Origin of the sequence: Microbacterium stercoris (assembly GCF_017592545.1) — a bacterium.
Taxonomy (GTDB): domain Bacteria; phylum Actinomycetota; class Actinomycetes; order Actinomycetales; family Microbacteriaceae; genus Microbacterium; species Microbacterium stercoris.
Window position 1 is genome coordinate 255410 of record NZ_JAGFOA010000002.1, and the last position, 15336, is coordinate 270745.

At 69.4% G+C, this 15336-nt stretch carries 12 protein-coding genes and 2 tRNA genes; 11 read left to right on the forward strand and 3 right to left on the reverse strand.

Annotated elements, in window-relative coordinates:
* Nucleotides 1-5 precede the first annotated feature (5 nt).
* Nucleotides 6-572 (reverse strand): GNAT family N-acetyltransferase, encoded by a 567-nt coding sequence (locus J5V96_RS05385; protein ID WP_208501412.1) that lies wholly within the window; start codon nucleotides 570-572, stop codon nucleotides 6-8.
* Between the two features lie 74 nt (nucleotides 573-646).
* Here J5V96_RS05385 and J5V96_RS05390 point away from each other — a divergent pair, with 74 nt between their 5' ends.
* Complete coding sequence (locus J5V96_RS05390; RefSeq protein WP_208501414.1) at nucleotides 647-946, forward strand: nucleotide pyrophosphohydrolase; 300 nt, start codon at nucleotides 647-649, stop codon at nucleotides 944-946.
* Nucleotides 943-2664: a DNA/RNA helicase domain-containing protein gene (locus tag J5V96_RS05395; RefSeq protein ID WP_307793533.1), complete on the forward strand. Its 1722-nt coding sequence runs from the start codon at nucleotides 943-945 to the stop codon at nucleotides 2662-2664. Before J5V96_RS05390 ends, J5V96_RS05395 begins: the two co-directional genes overlap by 4 nt.
* A 21-nt stretch (nucleotides 2665-2685) precedes the next feature.
* Here J5V96_RS05395 and J5V96_RS05400 read toward each other — a convergent pair whose 3' ends face one another.
* Nucleotides 2686-3999: an HNH endonuclease signature motif containing protein gene (locus J5V96_RS05400; protein WP_208501416.1), complete on the reverse strand. Its 1314-nt coding sequence runs from the start codon at nucleotides 3997-3999 to the stop codon at nucleotides 2686-2688.
* A gap of 164 nt (nucleotides 4000-4163) precedes the next feature.
* Here J5V96_RS05400 and serS point away from each other — a divergent pair, with 164 nt between their 5' ends.
* The 7 genes from serS (at nucleotide 4164) to J5V96_RS05435 (ending at nucleotide 10708) form a co-directional block, all read left to right on the forward strand.
* Nucleotides 4164-5450 carry a serine--tRNA ligase gene (serS, locus tag J5V96_RS05405; RefSeq protein ID WP_208501418.1) on the forward strand — a complete coding sequence of 429 codons (1287 nt, stop codon included), beginning with the start codon at nucleotides 4164-4166 and terminating at the stop codon, nucleotides 5448-5450.
* A 1-nt stretch (nucleotide 5451) separates the two neighbouring features.
* Nucleotides 5452-6336 carry an HAD-IIB family hydrolase gene (locus J5V96_RS05410; RefSeq protein WP_208501420.1) on the forward strand — a complete coding sequence of 295 codons (885 nt, stop codon included), beginning with the start codon at nucleotides 5452-5454 and terminating at the stop codon, nucleotides 6334-6336.
* A 144-nt stretch (nucleotides 6337-6480) separates the two neighbouring features.
* Entirely contained in the window at nucleotides 6481-7581 is a 1101-nt protein-coding gene (locus J5V96_RS05415; protein WP_208501422.1) for a Glu/Leu/Phe/Val family dehydrogenase, read from the forward strand.
* Between the two features lie 130 nt (nucleotides 7582-7711).
* Nucleotides 7712-8878, forward strand: a complete 1167-nt coding sequence (locus J5V96_RS05420) for a M20 family metallopeptidase (protein WP_208501424.1) — start codon at nucleotides 7712-7714, stop codon at nucleotides 8876-8878.
* 227 nt (nucleotides 8879-9105) lie between these two features.
* Nucleotides 9106-9190: transfer RNA gene (locus tag J5V96_RS05425), tRNA-Ser, on the forward strand.
* Between the two features lie 55 nt (nucleotides 9191-9245).
* Nucleotides 9246-10529: an LCP family protein gene (locus tag J5V96_RS05430; protein ID WP_208501426.1), complete on the forward strand. Its 1284-nt coding sequence runs from the start codon at nucleotides 9246-9248 to the stop codon at nucleotides 10527-10529.
* A 90-nt stretch (nucleotides 10530-10619) separates the two neighbouring features.
* Nucleotides 10620-10708: transfer RNA gene (locus tag J5V96_RS05435), tRNA-Ser, on the forward strand.
* A 71-nt stretch (nucleotides 10709-10779) separates the two neighbouring features.
* Here the strand turns inward: J5V96_RS05435 and J5V96_RS05440 are convergent.
* Nucleotides 10780-12051, reverse strand: a complete 1272-nt coding sequence (locus tag J5V96_RS05440; RefSeq protein WP_208501428.1) for a TetR/AcrR family transcriptional regulator — start codon at nucleotides 12049-12051, stop codon at nucleotides 10780-10782.
* A 142-nt stretch (nucleotides 12052-12193) separates the two neighbouring features.
* Between J5V96_RS05440 and J5V96_RS05445 the strand changes: the two genes are divergently transcribed.
* Nucleotides 12194-13498 carry an MFS transporter gene (locus tag J5V96_RS05445; protein ID WP_208501430.1) on the forward strand — a complete coding sequence of 435 codons (1305 nt, stop codon included), beginning with the start codon at nucleotides 12194-12196 and terminating at the stop codon, nucleotides 13496-13498.
* Entirely contained in the window at nucleotides 13498-15294 is a 1797-nt protein-coding gene (locus J5V96_RS05450) for a glycoside hydrolase family 3 protein (protein ID WP_208501432.1), read from the forward strand. Before J5V96_RS05445 ends, J5V96_RS05450 begins: the two co-directional genes overlap by 1 nt.
* Nucleotides 15295-15336: the final 42 nt, after the last annotated feature.

Consider the following 15336-nt stretch of genomic DNA (forward strand, 5'->3'; position numbering starts at 1 on the left):
CCGGCTCAGCCCTGCCACTCCTCGGCAAGGAGTCCGTAGTTCATGCCGTCCATCCAGACGCCGGAGCGATGCAGCCCGGTCTTACGGCTGTGCTCCTCGCGGCGCATGCCGAGGCGCTCCATCACGCGCCAGGACGGCTCGTTGGCGGCGAAGCAGCCCGCGTGCACGCGGCGCAGGCCCAGCTGCTCGAAGCACACGCCGATCGCTCCGCGCACCGCCTCGGTCGCGTAGCCCCGGCCCTGATGTGCGGGATCGAGCACCCAGCCGAGCTCGGCCTGCGTGGCGACGCCCTGGTCCGCCACCTCGGCCTGCGTCCAGCCGTCCTCGATCTTGAGCATGAGGTCGCCGATCGGCTGGCCGTCGAGCTCGACGATCAGCGTCACCGCGAGGCGCGTGGGGTCGATGAACTGCTCGACGAAGGTGTGATGATCGGTCGGCGCGCGGGTGATCCACTCGCCGACCTCGGGCAGCTTCCGCCACTGCCAGACCGAATCGGCGTCGGCGGCGGTGGCACGACGGAGAGCGAGTCGCTCGGTGAACACGGGCCAGACGACGGCGTCGAGGGGGTCCATGGGGCGAGCCTATGGGGCGGGGCGTATCGGGGCGCTGACGGGTGTCCACCCGTGGCGACGCTACGTTGATGGTCATGACCTCGGATCGCGTGATCGAGACCCTGCGTGCCTTCGCCGCCGAGCGCGACTGGGGTCGATTCCACACGCCGGCGAACCTCGCGCAGAGCATCTCGATCGAAGCCGCCGAACTGCTCGAGTGCTTCCAATGGGGTGCGGAGGGTGATCCGCAGCACGTCCGCGACGAGCTCGCCGATGTGCTCACCTACTGCCTGCTGCTGGCGGATCGAATTGGAGCCGATCCATCCGAGATCGTGCTCGACAAGCTCGAGAAGACGCGGGTGAAATACCCGGCTCCTGGGGAGGCTGCCGAGTGACCGACTTCGAGATCGAGCATCTCGCATTCGGAGCGCAGACCGCCGCCGCGCTGAAGCAGATGGCGCGCGACGGCGATCACCGGTTCTCCGACTGGCCCATCGTCTACGTGCTCAACAACGACACCCATGTCTACGTCGGCGAGACGTCGAGCGCCGCAAGGCGGCTGGAGCAGCACTTCGGGCATCCTGACAAGCGACGTCTGCACGCGGTACGTCTGGTGCTCGGCAGCCGGTTCAACAAGTCGGCATGCCTGGACCTCGAGTCGCGCCTCATCCAGTGGTTCGGATCCGACGCTCGATACCAGGTGCTCAACAGCAATCGCGGGCAGGTCGACTGGGACTACTTCGATCGCGACGCCTACCGGGCGACCTTCGACGAGATCTTCGAGCAGCTGCGCGACCAGAAGCTCTTCACTCGGTCCATCGCGGAGATCCGCAACAGCGACATGTTCAAGTTGTCGCCCTTCAAGGCGCTGAATGACGCGCAGGCCGCCGCGATCGACGACCTGCTTGATCGGCTGTTCGACGATCTCTCTTCGGGCGTCGGCAGCACGTCCGTGGTTCAGGGTGAACCCGGCACGGGCAAGACCGTCGTCGCCATCTACCTGCTCAAGCTGCTAGAGGACATCCGGACGATGGATCCAACCGACCTGCGGGACGCTGACGAGCGATTCTCTGAGCGGTACGTCGTCGAAAAGCGTGACCTGTTGAAGGGACTTCGGATCGGATTCGTCGTCCCGCAGCAGTCGTTGCGCAAGACGGTGAAGAAGGTCTTCCGCCGTACGCCGGGATTGAAGAACGTGCCGGTGCTGACCGCTTTCGAGGTCGGCGCGAGCGACGAGTCGTTCGACCTGCTCATCGTCGATGAGGCCCACCGGCTCACTCATCGCGCGAATCTCGGAGCCCTGAACCACCTGCGCCGCACCATCACCGAGAAGCTGTATGGCACAGACGACCCGTCTAAGACGCAGCTCGATTGGATCCGGGATCGCAGCCGCCATCAGATCTTCCTGATCGACAGCGAGCAGAGCGTGCGCACGGCCGATCTGCCGCAGGCCGTGCAACGGGAGCTCATCGACCGTGCGCGTGACGAGAACCGTCACCACCTCCTGTGGTCACAGATGCGCGTCGCTGGTGGCAACGACTATCTGGACCATGTGCGTGCGCTGCTGAGTGACCGCCTGCCGGCCCCGACGTCGTTCGGCGACTACGACCTGCGCATGTTCGATGACCTCGGCGAGCTGCGCGATGCGATCCGGGCGCGCGATGCCGAGGTCGGGCTGTCGCGGCTCGTGGCCGGCTACGCGTGGGAATGGCGGTCGAAGCGTGCCCAGTCGGAGTTCGACATCGTGCTCGACGGGGTCTCGCTGCGATGGAATCGCACGGTGACCGACTGGATCAACTCTCCCGGTTCGGTCGACGAAGTCGGCAGCATCCACACCGTGCAGGGTTATGACCTCAACTACGCCGGCGTGATCATCGGGCCGGATCTGCGATGGGACGTCGAACGATCCCGGCTGGTCTTCGATCGAGCCAACTATTTCGATAAGACCGCCGCGCAGGACAACAAAATGCTCGGGATCGCATACTCGGACGACGATCTGCTTGTGCTCGTTCGCAACGTGTATCGAGTGCTGATGACTCGCGGCATGCGCGGCACATACGTGTACGTCTGCGACCCCGCGCTGCGCGAGCGGCTGCGGGGCGTGCTGGGCTGACGGGTGTGCACCCGCGGCGGCTCAGAAGGGCGGTGGACCGGCTAGGCCGTGGAGCACGCGGAAGCGCACCGCGGGGGTCTCCTGTTCGCGCAGGACCTGGCCCGTGGGGGTGACCCATTCGAGCGAGCCGTCGGACGTGCGGCGACAGCTCCAGGGGGAGTGGTGCTTGACCACGTGGTGCGCGCGGCAGAGGCCCGAGAGGTTGCAGACGGACGTCTTGCCGCCCCGCGCGTAGTCATGGATGTGGTCGAGGTCGCAGCGGCGGATCGCGCGCCGGCATCCGGGGAAGCGGCAGTGCTCGTCTCGCGCGTACAGGAACCGGCGCTGCTCGGCGGTCGGCACATAGCTGTCGGTCGTGACCAGCGCACCGGTCTGCGGGTCGCGAAACAGGCGCGACCAGAGGAAGGTGTGCGCGGCCAGACGACGCGCGGTGGTGGGCGCGACGACGCCGCCCCCACCCGTGCACGAAGGCAGGTCGAGTCGCTCTGTGAGGACCTCGGCGGGGATCGTCACCTGCACGGTCGCCTTGATCTGATCGAGCCCGTCGCCGTGTCCGGTGGGCACCGCGGTGAGCAGCAGGTCGGTGATGACGTCCGCGCGCGCCTGGGCGAGCGTGCGCGGATCCTTCTCGGATCCTTCCGCAGTGTCGGCGGGATCGGCGGGGTCATCCGCTCGGCCGGCGAGCACGGTGCGTGCCAGCTCAGTCGTGCGGTCGATGATGCCCTCGGCCAGAGCGGTCTCGACGAGGACGTGGATCTCGGTCATGCCGTCAGCGGCGGGGGAGGCCCAGACGCTGCGTCCGGCGACGGCGGCCTCGTGGCGCTCCGTGAGCGGCGTGGGGGCGAGGCGTTCGGCGACGACCTGGCAGATACGACGCAGCTTGGCCACGGTGGTGTCAGCAAGGCTCAGCGCGGTGTCGGCGTAGCGCGCCCGCAGGTCGGCGTCATCCAGCCTCATGCCCTCGTCGCAGATCGCGCGCGCATGAGCCGGCGACACCCTGGCATCGCTGAGTGCGGCGTACACGGCGGGGAAGAGCTGGATCATGCGCGCCGCCTCCTCCATCCGGGCTCGCACGGTGGCGTCCGAGACGCGGGACACCGAGGCGACATCGGCCGCCATCGACCGGATCGGCACTTCGTAGGAGGAGGGTCGGCCTGGCATGGCGAGCAGCGTGTCGACCGCCATCTTGTAGGCCTGCGCGTGCAGCTGCGTCTCGATGGCCGCGAGCAGGGCGCGGGCGCGTTCGATCTCACCGAGCCCGCCCTTGATGGCTCGCACCTCGGCGCGTTGGGCATCACTGAGATCCCAGCGGGCTTCGAACGGCGCTTGCGGCATGGTTCAAGCTTAGAACAGATGTTCGGACAGAACAAGAACTACTTTCGAACATAAGCACGAAAGTGTCAGCGTTTCCGTGGAGCGTTCCTGAGCGCCGACGATGAGGGAGCGATGAGGGTGTCGCTCCCAGCGGGAGTGTCGGACCCCGCGCCTAGACTTACCGGGTGATCGATCCTCAGCTTCTGCGTGACAACCCCGACCTCGTGACCCGCTCGCAGGTGGCGCGCGGTCTGTCGCCCGACACGGTGACGACGGCGCTCGAGTCGGAGAAGGCCCGGCGTGCCGCGATCACCGCGTTCGAGGAGAAGCGAGCCGAGCAGAACGCGTTCGGCAAGCTCGTCGCGAAGGCCCCCAAGGAGGAGAAGGCCGCGCTCGTCGCTCAGGCGAAGGACCTCGCCAACGCCGTCAAGGACGCGCAGCAGGCCGTCACGGCGGCCGAGGAGGCCTTCGTCGCCGCCATGGGGAAGATCGAGAACGTCGTCATCGACGGCGTCCCCGAGGGCGGCGAGGACGACTTCGTCGTGCTGCGAGAGGTCGGCGAGAAGCCGGTCTTCGACTTCGAGCCGCTCGACCACCTCGCCCTCGGCGAGAAGCTCGACGCCATCGACATGGAGCGGGGCGCGAAGGTCTCGGGAGCGCGCTTCTACTTCCTGAAAGGCGTCGGCGCGCGACTCGAGATCGCGCTGATGAACTACGCGCTCAGCAAGGCGCTCGAGAACGGCTTCACGCCCCTGATCACGCCCACGCTCGTGCGCCCCGACATCATGCAGGGCACCGGCTTCCTCGGCTCCCACGCCGACGAGATCTACCGTCTCGAGGCCGACGACATGTATCTCGTCGGCACCAGCGAGGTCGCGCTCGCGGGCTACCACAAGGACGAGATCATCGACCTGCAGAACGGTCCGCTGCGCTATGCCGGCTGGTCCACCTGCTATCGCCGCGAGGCCGGTTCGTACGGCAAGGACACCCGCGGCATCATCCGCGTGCACCAGTTCAACAAGCTCGAGATGTTCGTCTACGCGACGCCCGAGACCGCCGAGGCCGAGCACCAGCGGCTCGTCGCGCTCGAGGAGGAGATGCTGCAGTCGCTCGGTCTCGCCTACCGGGTGATCGACGTCGCCGCCGGAGACCTCGGCTCGAGCGCCGCGCGCAAGTACGACACCGAGGCGTGGGTGCCCACGCAGGGCGCGTACCGCGAACTCACCTCGACGTCGAACTGCACCACGTACCAGGCCCGTCGCCTCGACATCCGCCACCGCCCGATCAAGGCGGAGGGCGAGCAGGGCGGTGCCAAGACCGAGCACGTCGCCACGCTCAACGGCACCCTGGCCACCACCCGCTGGATCGTCGCGATCCTCGAGACCCACCAGCGGCCGGACGGCTCGGTGGTCGTCCCCGAGGTGCTGCGCCCGTTCATGGGCGGCCTCGAGGTGCTCGAGCCGGTGGCCTGACATGGTCGCCCCCGCCGCAGAACCCGGCACGAAGCTCATCGCCCTCGACCTCGACGGCACCTGCCTGTTCGAGGACGAGTCGTTCAGCCCCGGCCTCGACGAGGCTGTGCGTCGCGCCGTCGACGCCGGTCACATCGTGACGATCGCCACCGGCCGCAGCTGGGAGTCGACGTCGTACATCCTCCACCGCCTCGGCATCCTGCCCGAGTACGTGGTCACCTCGAACGGCGCGGCCATCATGAACCGCGACATCACGCAGGAGACCGGCTACGCGCGTCACACGGTCGAGGTGTTCGATGCGACAGAGGTGCTCGAGCTCATCCATCAGCACCTGCCCGAGGCGAACTACATGGTCGAGCTCGCCGACGGGTCGCGCCTCTACACGCACTACGTCGACGACTGGGGCCTGTGGCGTGACAACGCCCGTCAGGTCGAGTTCGACGAGATGAAGGGCCTGCACGTCGCTCGTGTGGTGGTGGTCTCTCCCGACCACAATCACGACGACGGTCAGCGCGCCGACACCGACTTCGTGAAGTTCGTGGAGGAGATCGGCCTGCAGCACGTCTCGTATGCGGTCGGCTGGAGCGCCTGGCTCGACATCGCCCCTCAGGGCGTCGACAAGGGCACCGCGCTCGAGAACGTGCGCACCTGGCTCGGCATCGCCCAGGAGAACGTCGTCGTCGTCGGCGACGGCCGAAACGACATCGGGATGTTCGAGTGGGCCGCGCGCTCGGGCGGTCGCGCCTTCGTCATGGCGCACTCGCCCGAGGAGGTCGAGGCCGCCGCCACCGATCTCGTCGGGTCGGTCGCGGAGGGCGGGGTCTCCCAGGCGATCGACGTCGTGCTGGGCAGGAAGCGCAGCGCCGGCAAGCCCCGCAAGGCCTGACCCGTCTGGCCGTCTGCTCGGCGTATGCCGCCGCGGCCGTCGAAGTGCTGCTCAGAGTGCCCTTCGGCGCCGACCGACCGAGCGGAATGCTCTGTCGCGACGGATCCGATTGACGGGCCTGCATGGCGGGCCGAGACTCATGCCATGAGCACAACTCTGACCATCACTCCCGCCCACAAGGCGTTCGACATCGGCGACGAGATCGTCGATCAGCATGAGCAGGTCCTCTACTGCCGCGATGACGCGAGCGGTCTGCGGGCCATCATCGCGGTGCACAACACCACTCTCGGCCCCGGATTCGGCGGCACGCGGTTCAAGGCCTACGACTCCGAGCGCGACGCCCTCCATGACGTGCTGCGCCTCTCGCGCGGAATGACGTCCAAGAACGCCCTCGCCGGGCTTCCGTTCGGCGGCGGCAAGGCCGTGATCATCGGCGATCCGGCCACACAGAAGACACCCGAGATCCTGCGCGCCTACGGCCGCTTCGTCGAGGCGCTCGACGGCCTCTACGTCACCGCCGCCGACTACGGCACCAACTCGGACGATCTCGACATCGTCGGCGAGGAGACCTCCCACATCACCGGCCGCACCGTCGCGGCCGGCGGCTCCGGCGACAGCGGCCCCGACACGGCCTACGGCGTCTTCGTGGCCATGCGCGCCGCCGCCGAGACCCTGTGGCCCGAGGGTCTGAACGATCGCGTCGTCGGCGTCGAGGGCGCTGGGAAGGTCGGCGGAGCGCTCGCCCGGCTCCTGCTGGACGCGGGCGCGATCGTGATGGTCGCGGATCCGTCCGCCGACGCCCGGGTGCGTCTGGCCGATGCGATCCATGCGGCGCATCCGGATCACGCCGCGCGCGTGCGCATCTCGGAGGCGCTCGAGGGGCCGGTGGACGTCTACGCACCGTGTGCGCTCGGCGCCACCGTGACCGTCGGCAGGGCGCGGCTGCTGGGCGCGAAGCTCGTGTGCGGCGGCGCCAACAACCAGCTGCCGACCCCGTATGAGGATGCCGCCCTGCACGCCGCGGGCATCCTGTGGGTGCCCGACTACGTCGCGAACGCCGGTGGTGTGATCCACCTCGCCGACCTGGAGATGCTGGGTCGCTCGGACGAGGAGGTGCGCGTGCACCTCGACCGGATCGCCGAGACCACCCGCGAGATCCTCACGCACTCGGCCGATGAGGGCATGCCCACGGGGGCCGCCGCCGACGAGCTCGTCGCGAAGCGGCTGGCCGCGGGGCGCGCCTGAGTCGCCCTCGCTCGCTCGCCCAGACAGACAGACAGACAGACAGTCGAGCCGAGACGCTCGGGCCGCCGCACGGCCTGAGCGTCTCGACTCGCCGCGCTCGGCGGACGGGCGCGTTGACTAGGGTCGAAGGATGAGCGATGACCTGCTTGCCTGGGCCGACGCGGCGCTCCCGGAGATCCTCGACGACATCGAGCACCTCATCCGTCTCGAGTCGCCTTCGCACGACCACGCGGCCATCGCCCGCTCGGCCGACCTGATCGCCGCGATCGGCGAGCGCCGCATCGGCTTCGCGCCCGAGCGCATCGTCATCGACGGCGTGTCGCACCTGCGCTGGCGGATCGGATCCCCCGACCCCGAGGTGCCTCGGGTCATCCTGCTCTGCCACCACGACACCGTGTGGCCGGTCGGATCGCTCGAGACGCGTCCGTTCTCGATCCAGGACGGTGTGCTGCGCGGGCCCGGCAGCTTCGACATGCTGCCGGGGCTCGTGATGGCGCTGCATGCCGCGGGAACCTTCGCGGACGGCCGCGGCGGGCAGCTCTCCGACGCGGCGATCACCCTGCTCGTCACGGGCGACGAGGAGGTCGGATCGATCACCTCCCGCGCCCTCATCGAGCAGGAGGCGGCCGGTTGCGTTGCGGCGCTCGTGCTGGAGGCGGCGGGCGACGACGCGACGGGACGCCCCGGTGCGCTCAAGATCGGGCGCAAGGGCACCTCGATGTACCGGGTGAACATCGCCGGCCGCGCGGCGCATGCGGGAACCGAGCCCGAGAAGGGGATCAACTCGCTCGTCGAGCTGGCTCATCAGGTGCAGGCCGTGCTCGAGTTCGCCGACCCCGCGCTCGGCACGACGGTGGTGCCGTCGGTCGCGCGCAGCGGCACGACCACCAACACGGTGCCCGCGCACGCTTACTTCGACGTCGACGTGCGCGCCCTGCTGCAGGACGAGCAGCGTCGTGTGGACGAAGCCTTCCGCACGCTCACCTCGGTGACGGGGGCCACCCTGACGGTCACCGGCGGCATCAACCGTCCGCCGCTCGAGACCTCGGCCGCGACCGGCGTGTTCGTGCGCGCTCGCGCCGTGGGCGAGCAGCTGGGCATGGAGCTGCCCGACGCGATCGTGGTCGGCGGTGCGTCGGACGGCAACTTCACGGCGGGCATCGGCGTGCCGACCCTCGACGGTCTGGGCGCGGTGGGCGGCGGCGCACACGCCGACCACGAGCACGCGTACGTCGACGAGATCGCTCCGCGCACGGCGCTGCTCGTGGCGCTGATCCGCGACCTGCTGCAGGGCTGATCCACGGCGCCCGGGCGCCGACACATTCAAGCGCGGACGTCGATCGCCCACGGGTGCGGTTGCCGGCCGGCCATAGGCGCGTCGTTGCGCGGAGGGGCCCTGCGGGGCGCTGGCTCGTCCACAGGCCGCACCTCGGGTGTGTCCAGGGGTCCCACAGACCGGCGCGGGACAATGGACGGATCCGTGGTCGATAGACTTGGGCCTGATCAGCAGGGGAGACCCTGCCGGGAGGGTTGTCCGAGCGGCCGATGGACCTGGTCTTGAAAACCAGTGGGCAGTGATGTCCCGTGGGTTCGAATCCCACACCCTCCGCACTTCGCTTCGCGACGAAGCACTCCGCAAGAAGCCCGACCCCCGAAAGGCTTGGATGAGCCGCCGCACCATCGCCCGCCACGGGCACCTGCGCGCACGCACCCCGTTCGCGGGTGCTCTGCGGGTGCTCGGCATCGCGCTGTCCTGCCTGCTCGTGGCCGGACTCGGCACCGCCGCGTACGCGACCTGGGACCTGACCCGCACCTTCGCTCAGAACGCCGTCGCGCTCGAGGGCCAGGAGGCCGCCCCGCCGGACATCGACGCCCTCGTCGGCACGGAGGGCGTCGACCTGCTGCTCACCGGCATCGACGTCTGCGAGCTGGACTCGCGTCAGAAGTTCGGAGACCGCTGCCCGCAGAGCGAGTCGCGCTACGGCGATGACGGCCGCGAGCTCGGCACCGGCCTGAACGATGTCAACCTGCTGGTGCACATCTCGCCCGAGCCCCGCCGCATCACCGCGATCGCGTTCCCCCGCGACATGCTCATCCCGATGCCCGAGTGCACGGATCCGAAGACCGGCACCGTCACCTCCGCGCAGTCGCAGGCGATGATGAACACCGCATATGCGGGCGGTGGCCTCAACTGCGTGGTGCAGGCGATCGACTCCCTCACCACGCCCTACGACCCGGATCTCGCGATCGACTACGCCGCGACCGTCACGTGGAACGGCGTGATCGAGATCACCAACGCCATCGGCGGCGTCGACGTCTGCGTCGACGGCACGATCGACGACCCGGAGGCCGGTGGCCTCTACCTCGAGGCGGGAACGCACAACCTCGCAGGCGATCAGGCCCTCGCCTTCCTGCGCTCGCGCCACGGCGTCGGCGACGGCGGCGATCAGGGACGCATCTCGAACCAGCAGGTCTACATGTCCTCGCTCGCGCGCAAGATGCTCAGCTCGGGCACGCTGTCCAACCCGGGCACGGTGCTGAGCCTCGCGCGCACGGTCGTCACGAACGTCGACCCCAGCGCCAGCCTCACGCCGGTCGAGCTCGTCAAGATCGCGCTCGCCGCGAAGGATGTCGCGCCCGAGAACATCGTGTTCCTGCAGTACCCGGCGGCTCCGTGGTCGCAGGATCCGAACCGTCTCGTCCCCGTCGAGGCCGATGCCGAGGCACTGATGCAGCTGCTCGCGTCGAACGCCCCGATCTCGCCCACCGGCAAGTACCTCGAGGAGGAGACCCCCACTCAGGAGGCGACTCAGCCTCCGGTCGAGGCCGGACAGCCCACGACGGATCCGACCACGGACCCGTCGGCCGGCACCGGTGCCGAGGCCGCGCAGCCCGACCAGCTGCTCGGCCGCACCGCGGCCGACACCAGCTGCTCGCAGGCCAACTGAGCCCACGACCCGCCGCGGTTTTCGCGCAGGTGGCGAGTGCGGTTAGGATGGAATGACGCGCTCGCAAGGGCGCAGGATCCCTCGGGATCTGGAGACGTCGCATAGTCAGGCCTAGTGCACCACCCTGCTAAGGTGGAGTCCCCGTAAGGGGACCAGGGGTTCAAATCCCCTCGTCTCCGCAGAAGAAAACCCCCGCCCAGGCGGGGGTTTTCGCGTTCCGGACCGCGACGCGGCGCGGGTATGCCGCGGCTCAGCGTCGCGGGAGGACGTCGTCGAGGTGCGCGATGAGGTGCGCGGCGACGTCGATCGATTCGCGGTCGTAGAGCCACTGGTACTGCAGACCGTCCCAGAGCGCCACGAGCCAGGCCGCCTCGAACTCGGGGTCGCGATGCGCGGGGAGGTCTCCGTCGGCCTGTGCGGCCCGGAAGAGGTCGGCGAAGTAGTCGGTGGCGCTGGCGAGGCGCGTCTCGAAGTACTCGTGCGCGACGTGGCCAGCCGGCACGGCCTCGCACGACAGCACGGCGTACACCTCGATGAGTCCCGGCTCGTGGGCGGCGTTGTGTGCGGCGCCCGTCGGCAGCGCACGCAGCACGTCGGCCGCCCGGGTCGGGTGCGCGTCGGTCGTCACCTGCTCGATCAGTCGATCGCGCTCGGTGAGCACGGCGCGCAGCAGCTCCTCCTTCGAGGAGAAGTAGTGCAGCAGCGTGGATTTCGAGACGCCGACGTGTTCGGCGACCTCGCGCAGGCTCGTGTCGCCGTAGCCGTCGCGAGCGAAGAGCTGCATCGCGCTGGCGAGCACCTGCTCGCGGCGCTGACGGCCGGTGCGGTAGCCGACGGGTGGGGCGTCGGGCTGGGCCAGTGCCATCGTCGGGAGGGGCTGGGGGATGACCTCACCGCGCGGGCCGTCGTCCTCCCGCCATCCCCGGGGCAGCGCGAGGAGATCCTCGTATGTCTCCAGCGCGCTCGCGACGTCGACGCGGCGCGGCAGGTACTGCTCGAGCACCTGCAGTCCGTCCCACGCCGCGACCACGCGCACCGACTCCTCGCGTGGGTCGCGATCCGCGGCGATGGCGTCGTGCGCGACGGCGTCCTCCATGGCGTCCGTGCACATCTCCAGCAGGCGCGCGTAGCGATCGCGCATCAGCGCGTGAGCCGGGTGGCGGGTCGTCGACGCCTCGCCGGTCAGGGCCGCGAAGAGTGCGAGATAACCCGGCACGCGCTCGTTGTCCCGGGCGATCTCGCTGAACCCGAGGATGCCCGGCTCGGCCGCGGCCGCGCGCTCGAGCACACGAAGGCGGTTCTGCTCCTCGAAGGTCGCGACCACCTCGGCCAGCAGCTCGCCTCGCGTGGCGAAGTGCCCCAGGAGCCCGGGATGGCTGATCCCGGCGGCGGCGGCGATCTCGCGCAACGAGGTCGCGCGGTAGCCGCGCGCGATGAACTCCTCACGCGCGGCGGCGACGATCGCGGCTCGCGTGCTGCCGCTCCGCCTGCTCCGGGTCGTCCCCGGCTCGACCGTCGTCATCGTGTCTCCTTCATCCGGATCCGATCCTATCGATGCCCGGTTACCACTCGGTCGAAGTTGGGTTACCAATCGGTCGAATTTGGCGTAGTGTGCTCCGTGATCGCATCGACGAGGATGCGCATGACCAGCGAAAAGGACTCCGATGACAGAGATGTCACCCGCCGCCAACGCCGCGGCTGTCGGCACCACCGGCTTCAAGGCTCCGGGGATCACCCCCGACAAGACACCGCGCACGTACGCGCCCGCGCTCGCGGCCGTGAACTTCGGCGTCTTCCTCGCGCTCCTCACGCCCGTCATGGTGTCGATGGCCTTCAAGGTGCAGCACATCTCGGCGACGCCCGAGGAGGCGACCGGCAATCTCGGTCTCGTGATGGGCGTCGGCGCCCTGTTCGCGCTCGTCGCGAACCCGCTCGCGGGCCGCCTGTCCGACCGCACCACCTCGCGGTGGGGCATGCGTCGCCCGTGGGTGCTCGGCGGCACCCTCGTGGGTCTCGGCGGATTTGTGCTCATCGGGGTCGCCACCTCGGTGTGGGTGGTGCTCATCGCCTGGTGCCTCGTGCAGGCGGCGATGAACGCGGCGCTCGCCGCGGCGAACGCGACCCTGCCCGATCAGGTTCCCGCCGCCAGCCGCGGCAAGGTCTCCGGCCTGGTGGGGATCACCACGCCCCTGGGCATCCTCGGCGGCAGCTTCCTCACCACGCTGCTCGCCGACGACGTCGCGCGCTTCGTTGTGCCCGGCGCGATCGCCGCGGTGCTGGCGGTGCTCTTCGTGTTCGTGCTGCGCGACCGCCGACTCGAGCACGCCCCCGCGCAGCGCCTGACGATCGGCCAGTTCTTCGGATCCTTCGTCTTCAACCCCGTCAAGCACCCCGACTTCGGCTGGACCTGGCTGACGAAGTTCCTCATCATGTTCGGCTACGCCGGCGTCGCGACCTTCCTGCCCTTCTACCTGACCGAGAAGTTCCAGCTGGACGAGCAGGGCGCGGTGTCGACGATCCTGCTCGCCAACGTGGCGTCGATGATCGCCATGATGATCTCGTCCCCGCTCGGCGGTTTCCTCTCGGACAAGGTGGGCAAGCGTCGTCCGTTCGTGGCGGTCGCCGGCCTCGTGATGGTGGTCGGTCTCGCGCTGCTGGCGATCGCGCCCGACGTCACGACGCTGATCATCGCGCAGGCCATCATCGGCTTCGGTGCCGGATCGTTCTTCTCCGTCGACCTGGCCCTCGCCACCCAGGTGCTGCCCAACCCCGACGACACGGCCAAGGACCTCGGCGTGCTCAACATCGCCAACGCGCTGCCGCAGTCCATCGCCCCGGCCATCGCCCCCGCGATCATCGCCTTCGGAGCGACGACCGCCCTGGGCGGCTACACCACCTGGTACCTGTTCGGCGCCCTGGTGGCCCTCGCCGGCGCTGTACTCGTCTACCGCATCAAGGGAGTGAAGTGATGACCGACGCTTCCACCGTCGCCGTACCCGTCGCCCGTGAGGGCGAGCGCCCGTGGCTCGACGCCGACCTTCCCGTCGAGCAGCGCATCGACCTGCTGCTCGCCGAGATGACGCTCGAAGAGAAGGCCGGGCTCTTCTTCCACACCATGATCACGATGGGGCAGGATGGCGAGCTCGCCGGTCCCGATCCGACCTTCGGGCTGCCGAGCACCCGCGAGTATGTGATCGAGCGGCGTCTGAACCACTTCAACCTGCTCGGCGGCGCGCAGACCGCGGGCGAGATCGCGCGCTGGCACAACGCGCTGCAGCGCCTCGCGGCCTCGACGCGTCTGGGCATCCCGGTGACGCTGTCGACGGATCCGCGTCACTCGTTCACCGACAACCCCGGCGCGGCGATGATGGCGGGACCGTTCTCGCAGTGGCCCGACACGCTGGGGCTCGCGGCCACGCGCGATCCCGACCTCGTCGAGCGGTTCGGCGACATCGCCCGGCAGGAGTACGCCGCCGTCGGGATCCGTGTGGCCCTGCACCCGCAGGTCGACCTGGCCACCGAGCCCCGCTGGTCGCGCCAGCTGCAGACCTTCGGCGAGGACGCGCAGGTGGCGGGCGAGCTCGGGGCGGCGTACATCCGCGGCTTCCAGCGCGGCGAGGCCTTCGGTCCCGGCGCCGTGTCGACCATGGTCAAGCACTTCCCGGGCGGCGGCCCCCAGCAGGACGGTGAGGACCCGCACTTCGAGTACGGCCGCGAGCAGGTCTATCCGGGCGGGAAGTTCGAGCTGCACCTGAAGCCCTTCGAGGACGCCTTCGCCGCCGGAGTGCGGCAGGTGATGCCGTACTACGGCATGCCCATCGGCACCGAGTACGAGGCGGTCGGCTTCGGCTTCAACAAGTCGGTGCTCACGGGCCTGCTGCGCGAGCGCTACGGCTTCGAGGGCGTCGTCTGCACCGACTGGGGACTCATCACCGATGCCGACATCATGGGTCAGCCCTTCCCCGCACGGGCGTGGGGCGTCGAGCACCTCTCGCGCGAGGAGCGCATGGTGAAGATCATCGACGCCGGCGCGGACCAGTTCGGCGGAGAGGCCTGCCCCGAACTGCTCGTCACCCTCGTGCGCGAGGGCCGGATCAGCGAGGAGCGAGTGGACGCGTCGGCTCGCCGCCTGCTGCGCGAGAAGTTCCTGCTGGGTCTCTTCGAGGATCCGTACGTCGACGAGGCCGCCGCGGACGCGATCGTCGGGTCGCCGGAGTTCCGTGCCGCCGGCGATGCCGCGCAGCGCGCCGCGCTTACGGTCCTCGCGAACCGCGACGCCCTTCTTCCCCTCGCGAAGGGGCTGAAGCTCTACGTCGAGGGGATCGCGCCGGACGTCGCCGCGGCCTACGGCGACGTGGTCGACACCCCGGACGAGGCCGACGTCGCCGTGATCCGGCTGCAGGCACCGTTCGAGCAGCGGGGCAGCGGCTTCGAGTCGTTCTTCCACGCGGGATCCCTCGACTTCCCGGCAGAGGTCATCGCGCGGGTGAACGAAGTCGCCGCCGCCGTGCCCACCGTGGTCGACGTCTTCCTCGACCGTCCCGCGATCCTGACCCCCATCGCCGAGACGGCGCACGCGCTCGTGGGCAACTGGGGCGCCAGCGCGCAGGCGCTGCTCGACGTGCTCACCGGGGCGGCCGTCGCCGAAGGGCGGCTGCCGTTCGATCTGCCGCGTTCGATGGCGGCGGTCGAGGCGTCCCGGCCGGATGTGCCGTTCGACACCGAGGACCCCCTGTTCCGCTTCGGACACGGTCTCACCCTGTGACGCTCCGACCGCGCACCGCCCCGGAGCACCGCTCCACCGGCG